Here is a 23,384-nt window from a genome sequence, read left to right as displayed (position 1 = left end):
GGCGATGAGTACGGCAAGCGACAGGATGAACGACGCGGCGATCGACGAAGTGATCTGGAACGACTGGCATCCCGTGGCCGCGCTGGATGCGCTCGACGCCCCGGGTGTATCCGGCGGTTCGCACGCCGTGATCAGCACGCGGCTGCTCGGCGTCGATATCGGCGTTGTCGCGTTGTCACAGGCTCAGGCCGGGCCGCAAAAAAACTACCGCGCGTGGCGCCTCGACGATCACACGCCTTGCCATGCGCAGGCACGCTACGGCGTGCTGTGGGTCTGTCTCGGCGAGCCGCGCCGCGACATTCTCGCGATACCCGAGGCCGATGAGTCCGATCGTCGGCTGCTGCATGCCGGCGCGTTTCGTGTGCACGTGAGTGGTTTGCGGGCCATCGAAAACTTCCTCGACATGGGGCATTTTCCGTTCGTGCATACCGGCTATCTCGGCGTGGAACCGTACACAGAGGTCGCGCCATACCGCATCGAACGCGACGAACTCAACGACGAACTGTATGCACACGACTGCCGCTTCTACCAGCCGCGCGCCGCGATGACCGCCGGCGCCGCGCTCGACGTGCGCTACGTCTATCGCGTCGCGCGCCCGTATAGCGCGATTCTGTACAAGACCTGCCCGCCGCAGCCCGAGCGCTTCGACGTGATTGCGCTGTTCGTGCAACCGATCGACGAAGACTGGTGTGTCGCTCACACGGTCATGAGTTATCTCGACGACGCCAGCAGCGACGACGAACTACGCGGCTTCCAGCAAACCATCTTCGCCCAGGACATCAAGATTCTGGTCAATCAGGTGCCCAAACGCCTGCCGCTCGGCACAGGCGATGAACATCCGGTGCGGGCCGACGCAATGTCCGTCGCGTACCGCCGCTGGCTCACGGCCCAGCAGGTTACCTATGGGACGACTCATGGCCGATAAGGACCGCATGGAACCCGCATGGATTGCGCTGTGCAATGTCGATCAACTCGGCGATCGGGCGATCTGTCACACTGAACTGCTGGACCACGAAGTCGTGGTGTGGCGTGCCGAAGACGGCGCCGTCAATGTATGGGAAAACCGTTGCCCGCATCGCGGCGTGCGTTTGTCGCTCGGGCACCATCGTGGCGAAGCGCTGCAGTGTCAGTATCACGGCTGGCAGTTCAACTCCGGCAGCGGCGCTTGTCGTTTCGTGCCTGCACATCCGGATGCTGCCGCGCCGCCGGTTGCGGTGAAGACATGGCCGGTGGAAGTGCGCTACGGCTTTGTTTGGACCTGTCTCGCGCCAGCCGGCGAAGTGCCGCCGTTTGCGCTGATCGAGGAACTTGAGCAGGACGCTGCGCTGAAAGCGGACGCACGATCGCAATCTCCCTCAATCCACTTACGCACCATTGCGATCGATGCCCCCAGCGAGACCGTGCAACGCGCGCTCGCCGACTATTGCTTCGATCATGCGCGCTTCGATCTCTGGCAGACGACGGACTGCGTGGCGTTCGACGTTGCGCCGCACGCAGTCATGATTGAACAACTGGACGCCGCCGCGAATCGGGTAGTTTTCCTCCTGCAGCCGGCCCGGGTTGGGCGCACGTATCTGCATGGCGTCGCGCTCGGACCGGTTGCCCTGACCGAACGCCTGACCGTGCAGCGGCATCATCAGCAACGGCTCAATGTGCTGCGCGATGCGTTGGAGCAGCAGTGCGTGCATCGCGAGCCGCTATCGAACGATGCCGTTGCAAATCGGCCGCCGCTGTCCGCACCGCAAACTTCACCGGCCACGCAGCCGGTCTTTCTGCAACGCTCATTGTCGAAACCCGTCTCCGCTTCAGGGAGCCTGAATGACAGGCATTTTTCCGCAGCCCACGACCCAGCGGACCGGGCCTTCGATATCCATCTGTCGCGCAGCAGGCGCACGGTCAAAGTTGCTGCTGGCGTCACCGTCTTGCAGGCTTTGCGGGGTCACGGCATCGATGTGCCGAGTTCGTGCGAACAGGGCGTCTGTGGCACGTGCCGCACGCGCGTGATCGAAGGAACGCCGCTGCATCGCGACGATTTTCTGACCCCGCAGGAGCGGGCCGCGAGCGACTGCATGATGGTGTGCGTCTCGCGTGCAGCAACTGAAACTTTGACTCTGGATTTGTGAGGCCGCCATGCTCAAACTTTACGACGACGAGCTGTGCGGCGAAAGCTATAAGGTCCGGCTGATGTTGGGCCTGCTCGACGTGCCTTACGAAAGAGCGCGTATTGAGCTTTATCCGTCGAAGCAGAACGAGACGCGTCGCTTTCTCGCGATGAGTCCGTTGGGTAGGTTGCCCGTGCTCGATGTTGATGGCGTGTTGCTGCACGATGCGCACGCGATCCTCGTCTATCTGGCGCGGCGCTACGGTGTTGCCGAGTCAGGAGGCCAATCGCACTGGTTGCCGTTAGACGATCCGCTGCAACTCGCGCAAGTCCAAACGTGGCTCGGCTTCGCGGCGCAATTGAGCGACGCTGTGTTCCCGATGCGCGCACAAGTGCTGCATGGCGGGCAAACGCGCGGCAATGCTTCACGCATGGAGGCAAAGAAACTGCTGCGTGCGCTCGACGAAACCTGCTGGTTCAACGAGGCCGCGGGCACGCCGTTTGTCTGTGCGACTTCAGTGCCCACCGTGGCGGATATTGCCTGCTTCGTACCGGTAGCATTGCTCGACGAAGCCGAGATCGAATCGATCGACTATCCCGCGCTCAGACGCTGGAGTATGCGGATCAAACGCCTCGAAGGATTTACGACGATGGCCGGGGTCTACGCTGCTGTGTGAGAGGAGGGTAGCCGGTTAGCACGCACAGAAGATTTATTTTGTCTGCGCCCCTGCCGACGATATGCTCGATTCGTTCTATCTGGCGTGGCTCGATGCGCAACTGGACGCTTGCCAGGACCGCACGGCCGTGATCGCCATGCATCATCCACCATTCGTGACCGGCATACCGTATCTCGATCTGTATGGACTGCGCGATGCGGAGCCGTTCGCTGCATTGATCGCTTCACACCCGCACGTCGATCGTGTGATCGCGGGGCATGTCCATCGGTTGATGCAGACGAGGCTTGGTCCTGTGCCGGTGCTGACCTGTCCAAGCACGACGACGCAGATCGCTTTGCGCGTCGAGGCCGATGCGCAACCGGCGTCGTATCTCGAGCCGCCTGCTTTCATGCTGCATCGTTGGGTGCAGGGCAAGCCGGCCGTTTCGCATCTGAGCTATATCGGGCGGTTCGAGGGGCCGTTGCCGTTTGCGTGAAAGTGTAGCGCGGATTGGTTGCCCGTCATCGTCATCAAGACATAGCCCTTCGGCTGCGGCGCAGAAGATCCGGATTACGCGGGTGCAGGTTGCAATTGTCTGTTGAATGAACCCGCGTCCTGCCGCTCAAGTTTCAGATGCAGATGCCGTTGACACGAGCTAGTCACTCCCGGGAACCCAGCCGTGCAACTCGCTTACAGTAACGACCGTCTGTCCAGCAGGATGTCGGTTGATCCGTCCGCCGCCGGCGAACCCGAGGTGGAATCGTCGGTTATCGAGTGGCTGTTGCATGACGATCAGGTGATGCGCGAATGCTTCACCCACGCGGCGGAAATTCTGAAGAGCGTGACCGGCGCGGCGATCACCGCGATCACGTTGCTCGACGAGGAGCATCAGCACTACCGGGCCGAAGTCGGCATGGCGATGCCGCTAGTGACCCGCGCGCGCTCGCTGGCCGACTACGCGGTGCGCGACGCGGAGCTGTTCGTCATCGAGGATGCCCACGACGATGCCCGTTTCGGCGAATGCATGCTGGTGCAGCGCCATCCCTTCGTGCGCTTTTACGCGGCGATTGCACTACGCGCGCCGAACGGTGAGATCGTCGGCGCCCTGTGCGCGATGGACCCCGCACCCGGCCGCCTCGATGCATCGCAACGAGGCGTGTTCTACCACCTGCGCGCAATGATCGAAAACGATCTGAAAATGCGCACGGCCACCGCGATCGATCCGCTCACCCAGTTGTACAACCGCCGTTTCCTGCTCGAAAGCATCGCGCGCAAGTGGAAAGACGCACGCGAGGGCGACGTGATGGGCTCAGTGGTCGTCGACGTCGACTGGTTCAAACAATACAACGACACCTACGGCCACCAGGCGGGCGACCATTGCTTGCGCAAGGTGGCTTCGGTGATGCAGGCAGCGGCCGACGGCGAGCGCATCATCGCCGGGCGCATGGGTGGCGAGGAGTTCGGCCTGCTGGTGCTGCGAGCGGAGCCGGTGGCGCTTGAAGACACGCTCGAAGCGCTGCGGCAGGGCGTCGAAGATCTGGCGATCGAACATCGCGCATCGCCGCTCGGCATGGTGACGGTGAGCGTCGGCGCCTCGTTGACGCGTATGACCGAGGGGTCACGGCAGGCACATCGCGAGGGCTTCGCGAGCGCGGACCGGGCACTGTATCGCTCGAAACACGAAGGCAGGAATCTGGTGACAATGGCCTAGGGCAGGCTGCCTCGCTACAGCGTTGCCGTTATCAGCTTCAACCCCGCGGGCAACGATTCTCCAAACACCCGGCCTTCGTCGGCGTCATCGAGTTCCACGGTCTCGCCGACCATCGTGATCCACGCGCGCGGCGCATTGGCCGCTTCGAGTTTGCGCACCACGGCATGGCGCAGGTCTTCCGGCAGGTCACGCGAGCGGTCGCCGGTCATGCGGGCGATCTGCACGGCGGCGAACGCTGCAGGGTCGACCTTCTTCCAGTCGAGCGCGAGGATCGTGTTCAGCCAAAGCGCCGCGATGTCCGGCGGCACGACGCTATGCGCGCTGCCATAGAAGGGCCGCCGCGCACCGATGCGGCCGACCGCCCACCAGCTCTGATGATTCTCCGCCGGCTTCTTCAAGCGCGTGAGCACGGATTCGCCGAGCTCGATCTTGCGTTCGACCGGAATGCGTTCGAGCGATGCGCTCAGCCGGACCATGTCGGTGAAGCCGGTTTTCGACGCATCGAACGGCAGCTTGTGACGCGATTGCGCGGCCGTTTGCAGATAGGCCATCGCGTCGAGCACGCGCAGTTGCGCGCGTTCGTCGAGGCCACCCGCAGCGCGGCGCCATAGCGTCCACCATTCCGACCAGACCTGGCTTTCGTTGACGTACTGGATGCCGTCGTCGAAGAGCGACCAGAGTTGCTCCACGCGCCATTCGTCGAGCGGATAGCCAAAGCCTGGCCGCACGCAATAACCTGCAAGATTCAGCCACAAGCGTTCGTGATCCGCCGAGCGCCAACGGCGGCGTGCACGCTCCCACAGCGCGCCGAACAGTTCGCGCAGCAGCACGCTGTTCCACCCGTCGCGCGGCCCGAGCAGCTGTTCGAGTTGCGAGCGCAGGCGTTTGATTTCTTTCGGGTCGATTTTTTGCGCGCGCGTGCCGAAGCAGCGGTCGATATGGTCGATTGCCTGGTCGAGCGCGGGGTGCCGGGCTTGTGCCGGATCCGCCGACAGGTTCACCTGAGCATCTTCGCGGCGCAACTGGAATTCGAGCAGCCAGCGTTGCGCCGGATTGTCGATCTCGATGCAGTGCACTTCAAGCGTGCCCACTTCGGTCAGTGACGTTGCGATCTGTACCGCGGTTTCGGCGCGCGTCGTGCTCGCGCCGCGCGGTTGCACGATCGTGGCAATAGGTGGCAGCCGAATGAAATCGCCTTGTGCAAGGTCGGCCATCTCGCCTGGTTGATAGATCGTATCCGCGCTTGAAGAGGCCAGGTGGAAGCGCACCGGGTGCCCGAGGCGCAGCGCGAACGTACGGTCTTCGATCCGGATCTCCTGGCCTTCTTCGGTGCCGCGCGGCAGCAGGCAGATGCCGCGTTGTGCCGGTTCGGCGTCCCGTTCGCCATCGCTGGTTTCGTCCAGCACAAGGAAGTAACTGCGCGCAGAGCCGCCACCGATTTTCGGCGCCTGGCCCGCGCGGGCGAGGGCATAAGCGACCGCGCCGCGCGCCACGGCGACGTCGGGATTGTCGTTGTGCAGAACGTTGAGCGCTTCGCCGCGCCACGTGCCCAAAGTGCTGGACAGGCGTTGCGCGAGCGCTTCAGCGCGGAACACGCCGCCGTTCAGTAACAGCGTGTCGGGCACCGGCAACGGCTCGTCCTGCGCTTCGCCCATATGGGAAGGAAGCGCGGAGGAATCAGAAGCGGAATCCAGCGCCTTACGCGATTGCGCCGCGAAGCGGTTCAGAAACGCCGCGATATGACGCGTGACCGCCGCGTCGGTGGCATAGGGCAGGCCGAACTCGACGATCGCGCCGCGCGGTCTGCCGGGCCGTTCGTTCGATGCCACCGCTGGAAAGAATCCGTCGACGATGATCTGCTCGACTTCCTCGCGCGTGACCTGCGCCGTGCGTGCGCCGCCGATCAGCTTCGAGCCTGCGCCGAGCAACGTGATCGAAGCCGACTCCGGTGCGTCTGGGCCGAGCAGTTGTTCCTTCGCGCCGCGGCAACGCTCGACCAGCTGCGAGAGGCTCGCCGCCGATAGACGCGTGCGCTCGTTACCCGCTTGAGGCAAACGCGCTTCGACGCGATGCGCGAGCGCGAGATCCATGTTGTCGCCGCCGAGCATCAGATGGTTGCCCACGCCGATACGCGTGAGTTCCGGCTCGCCGTCGCGCATGCGGACTTCGATCAGTGTGAGGTCGGTAGTGCCGCCGCCCACGTCGCAGATCAGCACGAGCCGCGTGTCCGACAGTTCGGTCGCGAGGCTTTCTCGATGATGAAACAGCCAGTCGTAGAACGCGGCCTGCGGCTCTTCGAGCAGCCTTAAAGTAGGCAGACCCGCCATACGCGCTGCTTCCACCGTCAGCGCTCGAGCGCCTTCGTCGAAAGATGCGGGCACCGTCAGCACGACGTCTTGCGCCTCGAGCGGCGCGTCGGGAAAACGTTGATTCCAGGCCGCCCGTACGTGTGCCAGATAGCTCGCGCTGGCTTCGACCGGTGAGACTTTGCGGACATCGTCCGCGGCGCCCCACGGCAGAATCGGCGCGACCCGGTCCACGGACGCATGCGACAGCCAGCTTTTCGCACTCGCCACCAGCCGTCCAGATACCTGGCCGCCGAGCGCACGCGCGAGCCTGCCGATCACGACCGGCGGATCCTGCTGACTTTCGCCAACGCCATCGACCGCGTTGTCAGGCGCGCGCCACGGCAACTGCAGATCGCCCGCACTCAGCTCGCCCGGCGCCGCGTGATACCTCACCGAAGGCAGCAACGGCCGCGCGGCGACTTCGCCGAGACTCACCAGCTGATCGATCTCGAAGACGCGAATCTCCTGCGAGCCCGCCGCAGCATAGGCCAGCACCGTGTTACTGGTGCCGAGATCAATGCCGACGCTGTAGCGCTTCTGCTTCACTTCAGTCATGCATTCGCGTTGCCGCGCACGTCGAACTCGACCTTCCAGCGTTCGTCGGTGCCGCGCGGCACGGCTTCGAGTTCGAGCGTGCCGGCTTCCGTCACGCGCGCATGCAGTTTCACCGGCACGACTTCACCAGCGGTGCGGCCGGCGGATGGCAGCGTTGCCTGGATTTCCTCCAGTTCCTGCAACTCATCGGGGCCCCAGAAGTCGAGGAGCGTGCCGACCTGATCCTGACGACGCACCGACGATCCAAAGAAGCGGAAGTGCACCGGCTCGCCGACGACCAGCCCGAACTCCTGCGCCGGCAGTTCGGCGTCCGTGCCTTCCTCCATGCCGAACGGGGCGATGCACAGTGCCTGCACCGGCGGCTCGAGACCGGGAACGGCGGGCATCGCCGATTCGATCGCGATGTAGTACGCGCGTGCGGTGCCGCCGCGAATGCGCACGCCCTGGCCGCGCCGCACGTAGCCGTAATAGGCCGCGCCGCGCGCGACGGCGAGATCGAGATCCGCGCCTTCGAGCAGACGGGCTTGCGGCGCGCCTTCAGCACCGAGCCAGCCATTGAGCGTGCCCATGATCCGCTCGACCAGCAGCGGCGACTTGAACACACCGCCGTTGAAAAGCACGGCAGTGGGGTGCAGGAAAGTCGCACCTTCCGTCGTGGCGATATCGCGCAAGCCTTCGAGTTCAGCCAGCGCGCCCACCTGACGGCCAAGGAAGGCCGCCAGATGCCGCGTGATGCCCGCGTCCTGCGCATACGGCAGGCCGAGTTGCGTCAGACCGGCACGCGCGCGGCTCACCGGACGCGCCGCGCTATCCACCTGCGGGAAGAAGCCTTCGAGGATCGTCTGGGTCAGCTCCGCACGCGTGAGTTCGGTGCGAATCGAACCGCCGATCAGCTTGGAACCGCGGCTCGGCACGACGAGCGGCACGGTATCGGTCGACGGGTCGCTAAGCAGCGTCTCCTTCGCGGAGCGGCAGGCATAGGTGAGGGCACGCAGTTGCCATGCGTCGGCCTGGGTACCCTGAGCGGCAAGTTTGCGCGCGACCACGTGGGCAAGCGCGAGGTCCATGTTGTCGCCGCCGAGCAGAATGTGTTCGCCGACCGCGACGCGATGCAGTTCGAGATTGCCTTCGCGCTCGATCACGGCGATCAGCGAGAGGTCGGTCGTGCCGCCGCCCACGTCGACCACGAGAATGATGTCGCCGACCTTGACCTGTTTGCGCCACTGGCCGCCGCTCTTCTGAATCCAGCTATACAGCGCGGCTTGCGGTTCTTCGAGCAACGTCATGCGTCCATAGCCGGCGGCTTCCGCTGCTTCGGCGGTCAACTCGCGCGCCGCCGGATCGAACGATGCAGGGATCGTCACCGTTATGTCCTGCTGGCTGAACGGGGCGTCCGGATGTGCGTGGTCCCACGCTTCGCGGAGATGCGTCAGATAGCGCACCGAGCTTTCGAGCGGCGATACGCGCGCGACTTCGGGCGGTGCGTCATTCGGCAGAATCGCCGCGCGGCGATCGACACCCGGATGGCACAACCAGCTCTTGGCGCTCGACACCAGCCGGATCGGCGTGGCCGCGCCGCGGCTGCGGGCGAACTCGCCGACCGCGAATTCGCGTTGGCCGGTCCACGGCAGGTACAGATCGCCCGACGCGAGTTCGTCCGGATGCGGCAGGTAGAGGAACGAGGGCAGCAGGTCGAGGTTGTCGATCGCGCCGGGACCGGTAAGTTGAGCGATCGGCAGCACGCCTTGAGTGGTCTTTTCACCATCGCTGGCTGTGGTGTCCACGTAGGACAGCGCACAGTGCGTGGTGCCCAGGTCGATACCGATTGAGAAGCGCGCGTCGCTCATAGCTCCACCTCGGCCGGTGCGATCACTTTGGCGTTGTGGCTGTCGGTCAGCTTCGGCAGACGCACTTCGTCGACGCGCCAGCCGCGGTGGCTGATGCTGCCGTTAAATGGTGCCTTGCCGACGACGTTGCCGGTCAGGCGAATCGAGGTGGCGTCGAAACCTTCGGCCAGCGTCACGCGGCTGCCTTCGGCTTCGTCGCGCACCGGACGGATCGTGAAATGCTCGCGCAGCGTCTTGCGGCAGCCGTCGTGCACGAGGCGGGCGGCGGCGCCAATGTCGGCGTCGCTATAGGCCTTGATGTCTTCTTCGACGAAATCGATGAAGCGCGCGTCGCGTTGCAGCAGGCCGAGCAGTTGGAGTGCGGCATCCGGGCTCGCTTCTTTCAGCGTGGGCGCCGGTTGCGGGGCGGGGGCCGGAGCCGCGGCGGGAGCGGGCGTGGGTGCAGCGCTCGCGGCAGCGGCGCCGCCTGCGCCACCGTTACGCAGACGCAGCACTCCGGCGGCGAATTCGCCATCGCCAAGGATGCTGAAAAACGTACTGACGGCAAGTGAAATCCTGCCGAGGAAAGACGGGTTCGAATCGGTCATGAATGCTCCTGAGGGGCTCTGTTAAAGGACGAGCTGTCCTGGCTGCGCCACACGCGACGGGCCCGACACGTGCCTGATTGGCGTGCTGGGCCGTCGTCATGCGTCATTGCGAGGGTCGGCGGCAAGCCTGCCGCCGAGGTCTGATCCATCCGGAATTGCGGCGCGTTTTGCGCGCGCAAAACCGGTATTTTGCCTTGTCGCGCGCCCGACGCGGGCAAAGGCGGCAATTCTAGCGGCTAATGGGTGGAGATTGGCGGGTAGCGGAGGCCGTCTTCCGGATGTGCCCAGCTGCCCACTTCACGCGGCGTGCGGTCCGAATTCGGCCACTACCTGATCGACAAACGCACGCAGTTTCGGGGTGGCGCGGCTTGCCGGAAACACCAGATGCATGGGGCGTGCGGGCGCTTCGTAGCCGTTTAGCAGACGTACCAGCCGCCCCGCGGCGAGTTCGTCCTTCACCGCCACTTCGGGCGCGAGGATCACGCCGCCGCCATTGAGGGCCGCGGCCAGCAGCGCTTTCACGTCATTGGCCTGAAAGCGGCCTGAGATCGGCACGACGTGTTCGCCTTGTGCGTCGGCGAAACGCCATTCGGTCTCAACCGGCAGGCTCGTATAGACGAATCTCAGGCACTCGTGCTCCGCCAGCGCTTGCGGCGTCTGCAGCTCGCCGCGCTCTGCCAGGTAGCCGGGCGACGCGCAGGCGATTAGCCGGTACGGCATCAACGGTCGGGCAATCAACGACGAATCCGACAGCGAACCGAGACGGATCGCGGCTTCATAGCCTTCGTCGATCAGGTCGACGAAGCGGTCGGTCAGCGCCAACTCGACCCGTACCTCAGGGTTGGCCTTCAGATAGCGCGTGATCATCGGCGCGAGACAGCAGGCGCCGAAGGTCACCGGCGCCGTGATGCGCAAACGCCCACGCGGCGAGGCGGACAGCTCCTGCGCGACCGATTCGGCCGCTTCGGCATCCGCCAGCAGCGTCTTGCAGCGTTCGTAGAAAATCTGGCCGATCTCCGTGAGGCTCTGGCGGCGCGTGGTCCGGTTAAGCAAACGCGCGCCGACGCGTTCCTCCAGTGTGCTGACATGCTTACCGGCCATCTGCGCGGAGATGCCGAAGGCGAGCGCGGCCGCGGCGAACGAGCCGCTGTCGGCCGTTTTCACGAACACGGCCATGCTGGTCAAACGGTCCATGATTCCCCACCTATGGTTTCGACAGCCATCAAACTACACCCATTTATCCGGTTAAAGTTTTGAATCATAGTGCTTCTCACCGATGGGCGGGCGCTCAGCCGAGCGATCCGCGGTTAAACATGGAGTGTGAAATATGAAGATAGGCATTCTCGGCGCCGGTTTTCTCGGCCGCGCGATGGCGACTGTCGCGAAGAACCATGGTCACGAAGTGATGATCAGTAATTCCCGTGATCCGCGAACCTTGATCAGTACGGCCGCGGTGCTTGGCTGTGCGCTCGGCACGGCTGAAGAGGCGGCGAAGTTCGGCGACGTAGTGGTGGTGACCGTGCCCTTCAGCAACATTGGCACGCTGCCGGTGGCGGCACTCGACGGCAAGATCGTGATCGACACGTGCAACTACTATCCCGACCGCGACGGCCACATCGAGGCGCTCGACAGTCGCTCGACGACCACCAGTCAGATGCTGGCCGCTGCGTTGCCGGGCGCGAAAGTGGTCAAGGCCTTCAACGCGATTCTGGCGAAAGACCTCGAAACGGACGGCAAGCCTGCCGACGCGCCGAACCGTCGGGCACTGCCGTTCGCCAGCGATGACGAACGGGCCAAACACGTCGTGCGCGGGCTTCTCGATCAGTTCGGCTTCGATCCGGTCGATGCCGGTGCGCTCGCCGACAGTTGGCGTTTCGAGCGCGCGAAGCCGGTCTATTGCATTGCACTGGATCGTGCGGGCATCACTGAAGGATTGGCGGCGGCGCAGCGGCACGTCGAGTTGCCGCATGGATCGTGGCGGCATTGAGTAGAGCGTGACGATGTGTTCCCAAAATCAAATCGATGTGCGACTATGCCCTCCATGGAATCCCGTAACGTACTGTTCAATTCTCACCACCATCACGGCCGCATGCTGTTGCGCCGTGGTTCGTTACGTCCATAGCAGGGAATCGGGGCTTCATTGATCCCGTTTCATGCACCAACGACCAAGGCGCCCAGGGCGCCTTTTTTTATTTCTACGCACAAGAGACCAGACATGACCATGATCCGTGGAACCCGTTTTATCGTCGGAACCGAAGCCGCACAGATTCGTGCACTCGAAAACCGCTTCCGGAGCTACCTTCATTGAAGCCGGGGCAGAGGAGGCGATCGTTCCCGCGCTGTGGGGACAAGACACCTTCATCCAGAAAGCCGGTGGCAGTGAGGTCATCGGGCAGATGTGGGCTTTCCCGGACAAGAAAGGCAGACCCTGCTGTCTGATCCCGGAAGCGACAGCGCTCTTCCAGGAGCGCTGCAAGGAATTGCTGGGACGGCAGACAGAGCGCATGTTGTTCTACGTTGCGCGGTGCTATCGGTATGAGCGGCCTCAGGCGGGCCGTTACCGCGAATTCTCGCAACTCGGTTTCGAATATCTTTGCCCGGATCCGCAACGGGCCAACCTGCGCAGCCAGCAGATCGTGGCGGATTTTCTGGATTCGTTCGGACTGCGTTACGAACTCGACAGCACGGCGCGACGCGGTCTTAGCTATTACCTGAACGGCATGGGCTTCGAGATGCGCTGCACCGAACTCGGCGCGCAACAGCAGATCGTCGGCGGTGGGGCGTATCGGGAAGGTGCGGGGTTCGGTATCGGCGCGGAACGGTTACTGCTTGCGATGGTGGCTCAATGCCTAGCGTAGAGGGCGGGGTGGATTGATCGACACGAGCTGATCTGTTGCCCGAAGCGACGCGCGCTTCAGGCAACAGGATGCAGTTGCGGATTTAAGCAATGCCGGTGCGCTTGATTCGCGCCGCGTGCGCTTTGGCGCAGGTATCGAACGCGGTCACCCGTGCAATTCACCGACAAGCCGTGAAAGGCGGGCAATACGGTGGCGATACATCGGCGCCTGCGGAGAATTTTTCAGATGTTCGACGCGATCGCGCCAGTAGGTCGGCGGAAAAGGTTTTTGCGGCGCGCATGCCACTACGCGTTCAAGATGAACGAGTTCGCTTTCGAAAAGGTGGTGGTGCATTGTTCGATTTCCCCGTGGATGGCCAGTCTGGTCCGTTCGCGACGCCGCTAACTATCTGACACCGCTCAGGGCTTCTAAAGCAGATTCTTGTCCGCGCGGTGGATCTGCGCGGTAATGCAATGCAATGCGAAAAAGACCGCTTACCTGGCTATCCGGAAAAACCTGTGGGGGTGGCCGGGTGCGTGAGTGCCGCAGCGTGCTTCACGCAGAATCGGTCGATGTGCCGCGATTGACGCGAACAAATTAAAAGGGCGGGCCGCCGCTGCTGGTCCCCGCAAAGGGAGGCAACGACGGCCGAACCTCGCAGCGGCCCGCCTGATGCATAGCCAGGCGGATTCCACCGTGTCGGCGTTACGCATTGCAACGATCTTCTCTATGGAAGTATTCGGTCGCCACGTGCCGACACACAACAGTTACAGCCACAACAACAGCACAGCCCTCTCTCAAACTGCCGCCAGCGAATTTGTATCGTTGGCGTTGATCGTGCGTCAGACATGGTTCGGATCACTAACCGCAGGATCGCGACGATTCACGGCGATCCCTCGATCTGCGGCGTCGGCGATCCAGAAACAAACAGGACGTCGCCAGACGTCGGTGCGTCGAACACATTGCAGCGCGCGATCTTTTTTGGTCCCTCAGGTTCCCCGGCTTGTCTGGCAGGTTAATTGCAAGTTCTGGGTACTACTGCCGCCTTGGTGGTCGTTTTTATCGGTCGGTGGCGGCTATCAAGCTTATATAAGCAATCAATGTGCCATGCTGCGAAGCCGCATGGCAACGGGAATGTCGAAACATTTCAGTGGCGGCATTGGACAGTCTCGTCCATGCACGCGCCTGAAAGTGGACGATTTCGTCCAATCGGCAAATCACGGCGCATTGAAGGACTAATTCGTCCGTATGACGACGAACTCGGCGAGGAAGCCGGAAGGTGGTGCGGGAGAGAGGCTGATTGGGGCAAGAACATCCGGCGCGACAATCGCGCGCCGCGCCGGATGGATAGACAGGCAGGGAACGAAGCGCTGGTTACGACTGGAGACTGACCTTGCTATAGGTCAACCGGCTAGGGCGCACCTGCATACGCACCAGTGACACGAGGAAGCTGAAGCCGGCCTGATTCGGATCGATCACCGGCACATAGGCGCCCAGTTCCTTGCTGAGCAGTTGGGAGACGCGGCTCGCGACGTCCACGAAACCTGTGCATCCGAGCAGAATGGACTGGGCGCCGTCCTCGTTGATCGCCTTCAGCGCGGCTTCGAAGGTGCGAATGATCACCACGTCGATGTCGTCGAGTTGCGCGACGGGGCAATTGATCGCACGGATCGACGCGAACGAGTCCTGGATGCCATAGGTCTGCGGATGACCGCGCTGCATCGCGAGCGTGCTTTGCAGGATCGTGACGATCGAGAAGCGCTGGCTGAGTGCAAGCGCCGTGAAGGCCGTAGCGGGAAAGCCGCCGATGATCGGAATATCGATTACTTCGCGCGCGGCTTCAACGCCGCACATATCGAAGTCGGTCAGCCAGATACCGTCGAAACCGTCGTTTGCGATTGCTTGCGCAAGCTCGACCACCGGCATGCCGTTCTGCAGCCAGTTCGTGCGGTTCTCGATATCAGGGTGCCCCTGCGTGATGTTGCGAATCTCGACCTGGACGTCCGGCGGCACGACCGGTGCGATCGCCTTCAGGATGCGCTCGTTGTATTGCGACGTGGCGACGGGCACGAGCACACAGATGCGCAGAGTTGGGCTCAACGGCGTGTTCAAGATAAGTTTCCCTTGGTCGTGGAGGGGAGCGATTCCAGCGGCACATACGGCCCGAGATAGCCGAGCGAGTTCAGCAATTGCATGAAGCTGTCGAGAATCAGACCGGGCTTGCGCAGTTCGGCTTCGGCACGCCAGGCAATCAGCGTGACGGGACGCTTGCCGATCGCCGGGTTCAGCGAACCGTCATCCTGCACGAGGTCGCCGTTGCTGTAGATCGACTGGCCTTCGCCGCCGACGAAATAGGCGACGCTGTCCGGCGACAGCACGATCGGCTGAGGACTCGCGCTGTCCCATGCGAGCAGCGACTCGTTCTGGTACATCACCGTGTAAGTATGTTGGCCGGCCTGAATGCGAATCTTGCCGACGTCGAAGCCGCCGCTCGTATCGACTTCGGCCGAGACCAGTTCGCCCGGCTCCGAGATAGCGCGCGCGGCGAGCCCGCAACGTTCGTCGAGATAGCCGATCATCTGCTGGGCGCTGCCAATCTGCCCGGCCTGCACCGCGCGTCCGAGGTCCAGCGCGCGTTTTAACGTGCCACGAATGGGGGTCGCGCGGCCGATATCGGCCGGCGTCATGACCCACATCGCAAGGCCGCCGAACTGGCCGAACTCGGGATCGGCGACAACCGGACGCATCATCTGCTCGACGATCGCCGACACGTCGCGTTGATGAGTCGGCCCGCCGTGGTTGCTGTCGCGCGGCGTCACGTCGAGTTCGACGCACAGGCCGCCCTGGCTCACGAGGAACGCCGGGCGCGGATCGATCTCGGCGGCCGCGAAGGTGAGCATCGGCAGCGAGGGAACGGCGCGGCCGGCTCCGTCAGCGTCGATGACCGCGAGGCCGAGCTTCGCCGCGACGAGCGCCGCCACGGTGAAGCCCAGCGCGCCGCTTTCCGGCGGCATCACATAGGCGAGCCTGGTGGATTGCGATGCGAGCCGGACCTGGACATTCTGCACAGCCGTCACCGGCCCGAGCGGATAGATGGCCGAATTGATCGCTTCTGGCGCGCCGAGATAGGCGACCATGACGGCCGCGCCTTCGGTGGCTTCTTCGACGGATACAACCTTGATCGTGTCGGTCGAGTAGTAATCGCCGGGGACAAAATGCGCAGCCAGATGCCGCGCGGATTCGATTGTGCCGCCGCCACCGCTGCCAAAGAACGCGGCGCCCAGCAGCAGCGGTTCCAGGTCTTCCTTGCGTAACTCATATGCCATTTGTTATTCCTTTCGTGTAGACATCGATAGAAACTTCGCGCTGGAGTTCGGCGAGCAAACTCATGGCGCTGGTGACACGCGTGCTCGAATCAGTCGTCAGCGAGCGCAAACCGCGCTCGAGGACGTCGATTGCTTCGGCGATGCGTCCGGTGGCGCGCAACAGATCACCGAGATAACGCGCAGCGTCCACGCGCGCCGGCACCGAACCGAACGCGAGCGCAGTAGACATCGCGGTACGCAGACCCAGTTCCGCAGCGTTCACCTCGCCGAGTGCCCACTGCGCGCGCGCCCGGGTGACCAGAAGCTCGCCCAGGTAGACACGTTCCTGACGCGCGAGGGTCTCATCGATCGCGGCGGCGAGCATCGCCTCGCATGTTTTCGCGCGGCCGGCGCGCAGCAGCAGCTCGCCGTGCTGCCACGCCATGAAGGAATAGAACAGCGCACCGCCATTGCAAACGACGTGGTTATCGTAGCCGTCGAGCATGACAGTTTCCCCTTCGTCGGAATGGCCGAGCGCGCTGAGGTGGCATGCGCGAAGGACCTGCCCGACGCCCCGGTAGAACGCGAAGCCGTTCGCGATCGAGACCGACTCGAGCTCGCTCGCGAGGTGTCCCAGCCGGTCCATGTCCTCGAACAGGCAGGCGAGCCAGGCGGCGCCCTGCAGGTTGACGGCATGAGCGAACGCGTGTGCGCCTGGCTCGGAGGCGCGCAGGATCAACATTTCCATGGCGCGCCGCGCCTGCCCGAAGGCGCCGATCTGGTAGGCCGCGAGTCCTTCGAAAGTCAACGCGAGACTGGCGAGATCGATCCCTTGCGAGCCCGTGCGGGTGTCGTCGCGCGACACGCCGAGCAGGTTGCCGCGCGCGAGACAGGCAAGGGCTTCCTCGCTGTCGCCGAGCCAGAAGAGGGTGTTCGTCATCGCGACGTGAGCTTCGTCGAGCGAGACCCGATCACCGCCGTTCTGCGCGCGCTCCAGCATGTTTTGCGCGGTTGCACGCGCCTGCTTGAGCTGGAGCGTCGTTAGCTGCGTGGTCCAGACGCCGAACTGGATCGCGGCGATTTCGGCGGGGGTACAGACGCCTTCGCCGACGGCCAGCGCGGCGGCGTAGCAGGCGGTGGCCTCCGCGTACAGCCAGCCGTGCACGCTACGCAGGCTCATGCCGAGCAAGCGGTAGGCGTCGAACTGAAGACGGCGCGCGGCCTCCTGTTCGTGCGGAGTTTGCAGCAGGTCGAGGCAGCGGCGCAACGGCGGAATGGCTTCGGCGAACTTCGATTCCTCGATCAGCGCGCTCGCATGTTCGAGGCACTTGCGCGCTTCACGGTGGTGTTCCTCGCGCGACTTCAGACGCCGCTCGATTGTTTTGCGGCCCACTCCCAACAGGGTGGCCGCCGCACTCTTGTTGCGCCCGGTCCGCTCGAGCGCGCGGTCGATCAAAAGATCTTCGGCGGCGGCGAGTTTGTCGCGCCCTTCGAGTTGCAGCAGCATGTCGGCGAGGCTTGCGCGCGACACCGGTCCGCCGGTTTCGTTGGCGAGAAACGGCTCGAGCGAGTCGACGTCGATGTTCGTGTTTTCGGCGAGCACGCTCAACTGGCTGATCAGGTTGCGCAATTGCCGGATGTGGCCCGGCCATGCGTGCTGGGCAAGCCGGCGAACGGCGGCCGGCGAAAACTCCAGACGACGCGTGTGCTGTGACGCGAAGTGGGTGACAAGCGCGGGGATGTCCTCGACGCGCTGTTCGAGTCCGGGCACGGCAAGCACGAAGACCGCGAGCCGGTAGAAGAGGTCCTCGCGAAAGAGCCCTTCGCGTGCGAGTTCGCGCAGGTCGCGGTGAGTCGAGGCAACCACGCGTCCTGCGAAGTGCAGACTGGTTGACGAACCAATCGGACGGAAAGTTCGCGTTTCAAGTACGCGCAGCAGTTTGGGTTGCAGCGCGAGCGGCAGTTCGCCGATTTCGTCGAGCAGCAGCGTGCCCTTGCCGACCTGCTGGAAAAGTCCCTGGCGGTTTTCACCCGCGCCGGTGAAGGCGCCTTTAACGTGGCCGAACAATTCGGCTTCGACGAGGTTCTCTGGAATCGCGCCGCAGTTGACGTCGACGAAAGGTTGATCCTGGCGCAGGCTATGTGCGTGCACACGGCGAGCGACCAGTTCCTTGCCCGAACCGGTCGGTCCAAAAATGAGCAACGGATGATCGGTGGGGGCAACCCGATCGATCATGCGGACCAGTTGACGAAACGCTGGCGCGCCGCCCACAAAGGCACCGGAATCAGCCTTGTCGTGAGCGAACGGAACGTCAGAGGTGTAACTCATTACAAAATACGCTCCACTTGATCCGCGCGTTGCGCAACGCGGAAATTACCGTCGAAAAGACGGAGCGGACGGCGATGCATATCGGTCTGGCGTCTGGCCAGATTTTCCGATTGCGTTGTCGGCACGTCCGCCGCAATAAAGAGACAGAGTATGACGGCTTGTCGCCGATGTTGTCTTTTCGACAATAACCCTCGCAACAGCGGTGATTGCGGATTGCATTGCGGTGTGCTGCGTGCTTGGGCAAGCGGATGAGTTCTCTGCGGCGGCAGTGTCCGTAGAAATGAAAGTATCAGTGGGGAATGTCAATATGGCGGGAAATGAAACGTGTCCCGGATGCCGTGCCGGGCTCATCGAATGAAAGGTGAGTGTCAAGATTGGTGGCTGCGCCGCCGCGGCTTGCGGCGGACGCGGGCCGGGAGTAGCCGATGCCGATGCTGTCGAAGCGTTTATGGTTTGCAGGCCACGCTGCGATTACAACCAGCGCCAGATGCCTGCGGCCCATCCGGTGAGTGGCATATGAGCCCAGGTCGCGACGAGCCAAACAACGAAACCACCCAACAACGCGTGCAAGCCGAACCTGCCCAGCCGCGCGCGGCCAGCCGCGATCGCCGCGAACGGCAGGTAGCTCGTCTTCGACTCCCATTCAGGCCAGAGATCGGGCTGAAGCTGCTCCTTCTTCCGGTCCTGCAAGGCAGCGCCGACGAGCGCGAGAACGACGATAGCCGTTGCAACGATGTTGCTCCTGGCCACCGGGAACACCGCGATGTGACACAGCCCCCACAGTACGAACGACCACAACATCGGGTGGCGCGTCACTGCGTACACGCCGAGCGCCGCTTCCGGGAACGCAGCGGGCCGGCCGCCGGTGGGCAGCGCCGGGTTGCGGATCAGAGAGCCCATCAGGAGGATCGATGCGATCAGCATGACCACGGTCGCAACCGCCCAGACCCCGTCTCCTACCGGCCATAGGGGTGCCGTCAAAGGCGCCTTCAGGTAGGCGGCGATCAACCAGCCGAGCGTCACGAAGGCAACCAGCGAATAGACGCCCAGAAACCCTTTTTCGCCAATCGCGCTGACCAGCCTCCTGCGCAGCGGATGGGACAGGACAAAGTGACTCCCCACGAAGGCGACTGCTGCCGCCGCAACTGCGTTGGTGCTTCCCATTCGCCTGGCTCCTCACGTTATATCGTTGGGTGACCGTATTGCGCGTGTTCCAATTTCAGTACCGAAGATTACTCCTTTGCGCTTTCCCTTCTTGTGGCTGTGTGTGGCAACATCGCGGAGATCTCTAAATCACGTGCGGCCTCGCGCAGGCCCACACCCTTCAGGAGAGCCCATGTTCGACCACGTCAAATTCGGAGTCAGCGACTATGCAGCGAGCAAAGCGTTCTTCATTAAGGCACTCGAACCGATCGGCGTAGCTGTTGTCGGGGAGGGGCCGCCGACGTACGGTGTCGAGCTTAGCCCGCCAGGTAAGGCTTCATTGTGCCTGTACCAGACCGAGGAGAAGCCGGCGCATCTTCACCTGGCGTTCACGGCCGAGAATCGCCAACAAGTTGAAGCTTTCTATCGTGCGGCGCTGGAGACGGGTGCCAAAGACAATGGCGCGCCGGGTCTGCGCCCGCATTACCACGCGAACTACTATGCAGCTTTTGTGATTGGTCCGGACGGGCACAACATCGAGGTGGTTTGCCACCAACCCGAGGCCTAGCCCTTTCATCGAGCAGACTCGCGAGGCCAGGTGCACGTCCGCTCCGGGCCTCGCTGCGAACGGTCAGTTTGATGGCCGTTCAGATCGACTTGACCTCGCCGCCGTCCATCCTCAACGTCGAACCTGTCATCCAGTGCGCCGCGGGCGACACGATGAACGCCATCAACTCGGCGATCTCTTCGGGTGTGCCATAGCGCGCGATTCCCGCTTCGACAGGAAAGCGCGCCTTCGCTTCTTCGACCGTCATGTTGTGGAGCGGCGCCCAATGTTCCAGATAGGATTGCCGCCGGCCTGTCATCACCGGTCCGGGCAGCACGCTGTTGACCTGTACGCCGTCTGCAATCCCACGGTCCGAGAAGGCTTTCGCCAGCGCGACAATCGCCGCGTTGATCGTGCCGACGGCGGCGTAAGGTGCTTTGGGAAACAGCGCCGAGTTACCCGACATCAGCACCACCGATCCTGAGGTTTTCTTCAACGACGGCCATGCCGCGATCGTCAATCGCCGCGCGCCGTGCAGCTTCAGCGCGAAGCCGCGGTCCCATTGATCGTCGCTCATCTCGAAGACATCGATCTGCGGCACCGCGCCCGCGATATTGAGTAACGCGTCGATCTGGCCGAACGCCGACAGCGTCTGATCGACGATCTTCTGTGCGGCTTCCGGATCTGATAAGTCGAGGTCGATTGGAAGGGCTTTTGCACCGGCCTTTCTTACTTCGTCGGCGGTCTGATCGAGGTTCTCACGATTGCGCGCAACCACCACGACCGACGCAAAGTCTCGCGCCAACCTGATGGCGGTTGAACGGCCAATACCCTGACTCGCACCTGTAACGATTGCTACCTCGTTCGACATTTCCTTTCTCCTTCATTCCTGGACCGGACTCGATGAGTCGCTAAACCAGCGACTCAATGGACAACCATCACGCTGCGTTCGCCTGTCAGCGAATCAGAAATCCGGAAATAGCCGCGGCGATCTCTGCCGCATGCGTTTCCAGCGCGAAGTGGCCGGTGTCGAAAAAGCGCACCTCGGCATTCGGGATGTCGCGCTTGAACGCCTCGGCGCCTGGCGGCAGGAAAAACGGATCGTTCGCCCCCCACACGGCGAGCAAAGGGGGCTGGTGGCTGCGGAAATACTGCTGGAATGCGGGATACAACGCGACATTGTTCCGGTAGTCGCCGAACAGATCGAGCTGGATCTCGTCCGCGCCCGGGCGGCTCAGATAGAAGTCGTCGAGTGAGTAGCCGTCTGGCGACACGGAGGCCGTGTCCTGTACGCCATGCGTGTACTGCCACACGGTCGTTTCGTGCGTCAGCATAGCGCGAAGCGCTTCGCGATTGGCCTGTGACGGATCCTGCCAGTAAGCGCGGATCGGATTCCAGCCTTCGCTCAGACCTTCTTCGTATGCGTTGCCATTCTGCGAGATGATCGCGGCGATCCGCTCGGGGTGCCGGACGGCAAGCCGGAAGCCAGTCGGCGCGCCGTAATCGAATACGTACATAGCAAAACGATCGAAACCGATCTGCTCGGTGAAGCATTCGATCACGGTGGCGATGTTGTCGAACGTGTACGCGAAAGCATCGCGGCTCGGCATGTCCGACTGGCCGAAACCAGGCAGATCGGGCGCGACGATATGGAAGTGCTCGGCCAGTAGCGGGATCAGGTCTCGAAACATGTGGCTCGAGCTCGGAAAACCGTGGAGGAGTAGCAGTTTCGGTGCGGTCGGACGACCCGCTTCGCGATAGAACACCTTGACGTCGTTGACATCAGCGTAACGATAGGCAATGGAGGACATGGGTTGACTCCCGTTTGGGTAGAGGTGTATTCGAAATGGCAGGCGAAAAGAGCGCCTGTCGGCATGACAGGTTTGAGTAATCCCTAGCGGCCCGAGACGGCTTGAACCGCTTCGACGATCACGTCGGTGACGACGTCAGGGGCTGTGACGATAGGCGTGTGATCGACCTGGTGCGAATGCACGCGCGCGTTCATGCGCTGTGCCATGAAATGTTGCGTGTCGGGACTGATCATCCGGTCCTGCTCCGCGGTCAGAAACCAGCTCGGCCGGTCCGCCCAGAGTGGGCGCCCAACCGCCTCGCCAATGCACGACACCGAAATGGGACGTTGAACCGCGCCGAGCACCGTCAATTCCTGCGCGGTGGCGTTCTGCGCAAACGCCGCTGCGAATGTCTCTTCGGGCAACCAGATCAGGCCATGCCGATCAGGTGCCAGTCTGGGTGCCAGTGGGTGTGCTTCGCCGCGGTAGAACACATCGCCCACCGTTTCGCCTTCGGCTGGCGCAAGCGCGGCGACGTAGACCAGCGCTTTGACGTTGTCGGCGCGCGTCGATCCGATTACTGCACCGGCGTAAGCATGTCCAGCAAGAACAACCGGACTTTCGATGCGTTCCAGCGTTCTGTTGAGGGCGGCCAGGTCTTCATGCAAAGAGGTCAGCGGCAACGGCGCCGCTACTGCGTTGATGCCGTGTGCCTTCAGGCGCTCGACGACCTTGCTCCAGCTTGATCCATCTGCCCACGCGCCGTGCACAAGCACCGCGCTCACATTGCCAATAGACATTTCTCGCTCCTTTGAGGGAATGGGGTGCTGCTTGTGATACACGCACATCGCGTCGAGTCGCCCGCTTTGTAACCTGTAAAACGTGTATTTACAGGTTACAAAGCGGGCGTGTAACTTGTCAAGTGCATTTTTAGTGGTTACGATGTATCCATCGTCACTTCATATTCGTCATGAGAAATGGACTACCGTCAGATGCCCGCGATCCTGGTGGCCGATGCGCCTGGTCTGGATTTCCTGAACTCGGTCGCGACGCCGGTGGATGAGGCCGTCGACTGGATCAGCGATGGAGAAGATTTACTTGCCTGGTTGGAGCAGACCGGGTTCGTGCCGCCCGCCGCACTCGCGGAAATACGGACCCGCTCGACACCGGCCGAACTCGACGACGTTGCGGCACGTGCGCGCGAATTGCGCGAGTGGTTCAGGGGATTTGTGCGGAAAAGGAAAGGGCGGCCGCTCGTCGCCAAAGATTTACGCGAGCTCGAACCCTTGAATCAACTGCTCGAACGGGACCAGCAGCATGGCGAAATCGTGCCGAACACCTCGAGCGGCGCGGCGAGCTTTGAGCTTCGCGCGAAGCGGCGCTGGCAGTCGGCGGAGTCGGTACTGATGCCCATCGCTGAGGCGTTGGCGAAGCTGGTATGCGAAGAGGACTTCACGTACGTGAAAGCGTGCGAAGGCCCCAAATGCACGTTGCTGTTTGCGGATCACACGCGTGGCCACGCGCGCCGGTGGTGCAGCATGGCAATCTGCGGTAATCGCGCGAAGGTCGCGGCTCACCGCAAGCGGCTTAAGGAGCACGAGAACGGCTAGGTTGCGGCTGTCGCTACG

Annotated in this window: 22 protein-coding genes; 11 read left to right on the top strand and 11 right to left on the bottom strand. The window is 62.9% G+C overall.

All coding sequences use genetic code 11. The annotated features are described in order from the left end of the window. Positions 1–4: 4 nt before the first annotated feature. From PQQ86_RS09620 to PQQ86_RS09600, 5 genes are all read left to right on the top strand, one after another. Positions 5–925: an aromatic ring-hydroxylating dioxygenase subunit alpha gene (locus PQQ86_RS09620; RefSeq protein ID WP_408266061.1), complete on the top strand. Its 921-nt coding sequence runs from the start codon at positions 5–7 to the stop codon at positions 923–925. Further along, positions 903–2,123: a Rieske 2Fe-2S domain-containing protein gene (locus PQQ86_RS09615; RefSeq protein ID WP_408266059.1), complete on the top strand. Its 1,221-nt coding sequence runs from the start codon at positions 903–905 to the stop codon at positions 2,121–2,123. Before PQQ86_RS09620 ends, PQQ86_RS09615 begins: the two co-directional genes overlap by 23 nt. 7 nt (positions 2,124–2,130) lie before the next feature. Further along, positions 2,131–2,778 carry a glutathione S-transferase family protein gene (locus tag PQQ86_RS09610; RefSeq protein WP_408266057.1) on the top strand — a complete coding sequence of 216 codons (648 nt, stop codon included), beginning with the start codon at positions 2,131–2,133 and terminating at the stop codon, positions 2,776–2,778. 61 nt (positions 2,779–2,839) lie between these two features. Continuing rightward, positions 2,840–3,253, top strand: a complete 414-nt coding sequence (locus tag PQQ86_RS09605; protein ID WP_408266055.1) for a metallophosphoesterase family protein — start codon at positions 2,840–2,842, stop codon at positions 3,251–3,253. Positions 3,254–3,436: 183 nt separating this feature from the next. Then, complete coding sequence (locus PQQ86_RS09600) at positions 3,437–4,468, top strand: diguanylate cyclase (protein WP_408266053.1); 1,032 nt, start codon at positions 3,437–3,439, stop codon at positions 4,466–4,468. Positions 4,469–4,482: 14 nt separating this feature from the next. Here the strand turns inward: PQQ86_RS09600 and PQQ86_RS09595 are convergent, their stop codons facing one another. The 4 genes from PQQ86_RS09595 to PQQ86_RS09580 form a co-directional block, all read right to left on the bottom strand. Beyond that, a complete protein-coding gene (locus tag PQQ86_RS09595; RefSeq protein ID WP_408266051.1) occupies positions 4,483–7,371 on the bottom strand; it encodes an Hsp70 family protein in 2,889 nt (962 codons plus the stop codon). Then, positions 7,368–9,218, bottom strand: a complete 1,851-nt coding sequence (locus PQQ86_RS09590) for an Hsp70 family protein (RefSeq protein WP_408266049.1) — start codon at positions 9,216–9,218, stop codon at positions 7,368–7,370. Before PQQ86_RS09590 ends, PQQ86_RS09595 begins: the two co-directional genes overlap by 4 nt. Then, positions 9,215–9,805 (bottom strand): DUF2760 domain-containing protein, encoded by a 591-nt coding sequence (locus PQQ86_RS09585; RefSeq protein WP_408266047.1) that lies wholly within the window; start codon positions 9,803–9,805, stop codon positions 9,215–9,217. Before PQQ86_RS09585 ends, PQQ86_RS09590 begins: the two co-directional genes overlap by 4 nt. Before the next feature lie 297 nt (positions 9,806–10,102). Continuing rightward, positions 10,103–10,999: a LysR family transcriptional regulator gene (locus PQQ86_RS09580; RefSeq protein WP_408266045.1), complete on the bottom strand. Its 897-nt coding sequence runs from the start codon at positions 10,997–10,999 to the stop codon at positions 10,103–10,105. Between the two features lie 133 nt (positions 11,000–11,132). Between PQQ86_RS09580 and PQQ86_RS09575 the strand changes: the two genes are divergently transcribed. The 4 genes from PQQ86_RS09575 (at position 11,133) to PQQ86_RS09560 (ending at position 13,881) form a co-directional block, all read left to right on the top strand. Next, on the top strand, positions 11,133–11,792 hold the full coding sequence (locus PQQ86_RS09575; protein WP_408266043.1) for an NADPH-dependent F420 reductase: 660 nt from the start codon (positions 11,133–11,135) through the stop codon (positions 11,790–11,792). Positions 11,793–12,075: 283 nt separating this feature from the next. Beyond that, entirely contained in the window at positions 12,076–12,663 is a 588-nt protein-coding gene (locus tag PQQ86_RS09570; RefSeq protein ID WP_408266041.1) for an ATP phosphoribosyltransferase regulatory subunit, read from the top strand. 89 nt (positions 12,664–12,752) lie between these two features. Beyond that, positions 12,753–13,055 (top strand): hypothetical protein, encoded by a 303-nt coding sequence (locus PQQ86_RS09565; RefSeq protein ID WP_408266039.1) that lies wholly within the window; start codon positions 12,753–12,755, stop codon positions 13,053–13,055. 283 nt (positions 13,056–13,338) lie between these two features. Then, positions 13,339–13,881, top strand: coding sequence for a hypothetical protein (locus tag PQQ86_RS09560; protein ID WP_408266037.1), 543 nt, complete (start codon positions 13,339–13,341; stop codon positions 13,879–13,881). Positions 13,882–14,016: 135 nt separating this feature from the next. On the opposite strand, the gene PQQ86_RS09555 is transcribed toward PQQ86_RS09560, so the two are convergent. From PQQ86_RS09555 to PQQ86_RS09540, 4 genes are all read right to left on the bottom strand, one after another. After that, positions 14,017–14,754 (bottom strand): aspartate/glutamate racemase family protein, encoded by a 738-nt coding sequence (locus PQQ86_RS09555; RefSeq protein WP_408266035.1) that lies wholly within the window; start codon positions 14,752–14,754, stop codon positions 14,017–14,019. Further along, positions 14,751–15,968, bottom strand: coding sequence for an S-methyl thiohydantoin desulfurase domain-containing protein (locus PQQ86_RS09550; RefSeq protein ID WP_408266033.1), 1,218 nt, complete (start codon positions 15,966–15,968; stop codon positions 14,751–14,753). Before PQQ86_RS09550 ends, PQQ86_RS09555 begins: the two co-directional genes overlap by 4 nt. Beyond that, positions 15,958–18,276: a sigma 54-interacting transcriptional regulator gene (locus tag PQQ86_RS09545; protein ID WP_408266031.1), complete on the bottom strand. Its 2,319-nt coding sequence runs from the start codon at positions 18,274–18,276 to the stop codon at positions 15,958–15,960. Before PQQ86_RS09545 ends, PQQ86_RS09550 begins: the two co-directional genes overlap by 11 nt. Positions 18,277–18,747: 471 nt before the next feature. Further along, positions 18,748–19,440 (bottom strand): NnrU family protein, encoded by a 693-nt coding sequence (locus PQQ86_RS09540; protein WP_408266029.1) that lies wholly within the window; start codon positions 19,438–19,440, stop codon positions 18,748–18,750. Positions 19,441–19,612: 172 nt separating this feature from the next. On the opposite strand from PQQ86_RS09540, the gene PQQ86_RS09535 reads away from it, so the two are divergent. Then, on the top strand, positions 19,613–19,987 hold the full coding sequence (locus tag PQQ86_RS09535) for a VOC family protein (protein WP_408266027.1): 375 nt from the start codon (positions 19,613–19,615) through the stop codon (positions 19,985–19,987). Positions 19,988–20,066: 79 nt separating this feature from the next. On the opposite strand, the gene PQQ86_RS09530 is transcribed toward PQQ86_RS09535, so the two are convergent. The 3 genes from PQQ86_RS09530 to PQQ86_RS09520 all read right to left on the bottom strand — a co-directional run bounded on the left by PQQ86_RS09530 (position 20,067) and on the right by PQQ86_RS09520 (position 22,556). Further along, positions 20,067–20,837: an SDR family oxidoreductase gene (locus tag PQQ86_RS09530; protein ID WP_408266025.1), complete on the bottom strand. Its 771-nt coding sequence runs from the start codon at positions 20,835–20,837 to the stop codon at positions 20,067–20,069. A gap of 85 nt (positions 20,838–20,922) precedes the next feature. After that, positions 20,923–21,777, bottom strand: a complete 855-nt coding sequence (locus PQQ86_RS09525; RefSeq protein WP_408266024.1) for an alpha/beta fold hydrolase — start codon at positions 21,775–21,777, stop codon at positions 20,923–20,925. Between the two features lie 83 nt (positions 21,778–21,860). Further along, positions 21,861–22,556, bottom strand: coding sequence for an alpha/beta fold hydrolase (locus PQQ86_RS09520; protein WP_408266022.1), 696 nt, complete (start codon positions 22,554–22,556; stop codon positions 21,861–21,863). A 177-nt stretch (positions 22,557–22,733) separates the two neighbouring features. Between PQQ86_RS09520 and PQQ86_RS09515 the strand changes: the two genes are divergently transcribed. Beyond that, positions 22,734–23,366, top strand: coding sequence for a CGNR zinc finger domain-containing protein (locus PQQ86_RS09515; protein ID WP_408266020.1), 633 nt, complete (start codon positions 22,734–22,736; stop codon positions 23,364–23,366). Positions 23,367–23,384 lie beyond the last annotated feature (18 nt).

It is taken from the genome of Paraburkholderia sediminicola (assembly GCF_046026675.1).
Lineage (GTDB): Bacteria > Pseudomonadota > Gammaproteobacteria > Burkholderiales > Burkholderiaceae > Paraburkholderia > Paraburkholderia sediminicola_F.
The sequence above is the reverse complement of the archived record's forward strand: the minus strand, read 5'-3'. Positions and strand labels throughout refer to the sequence as shown.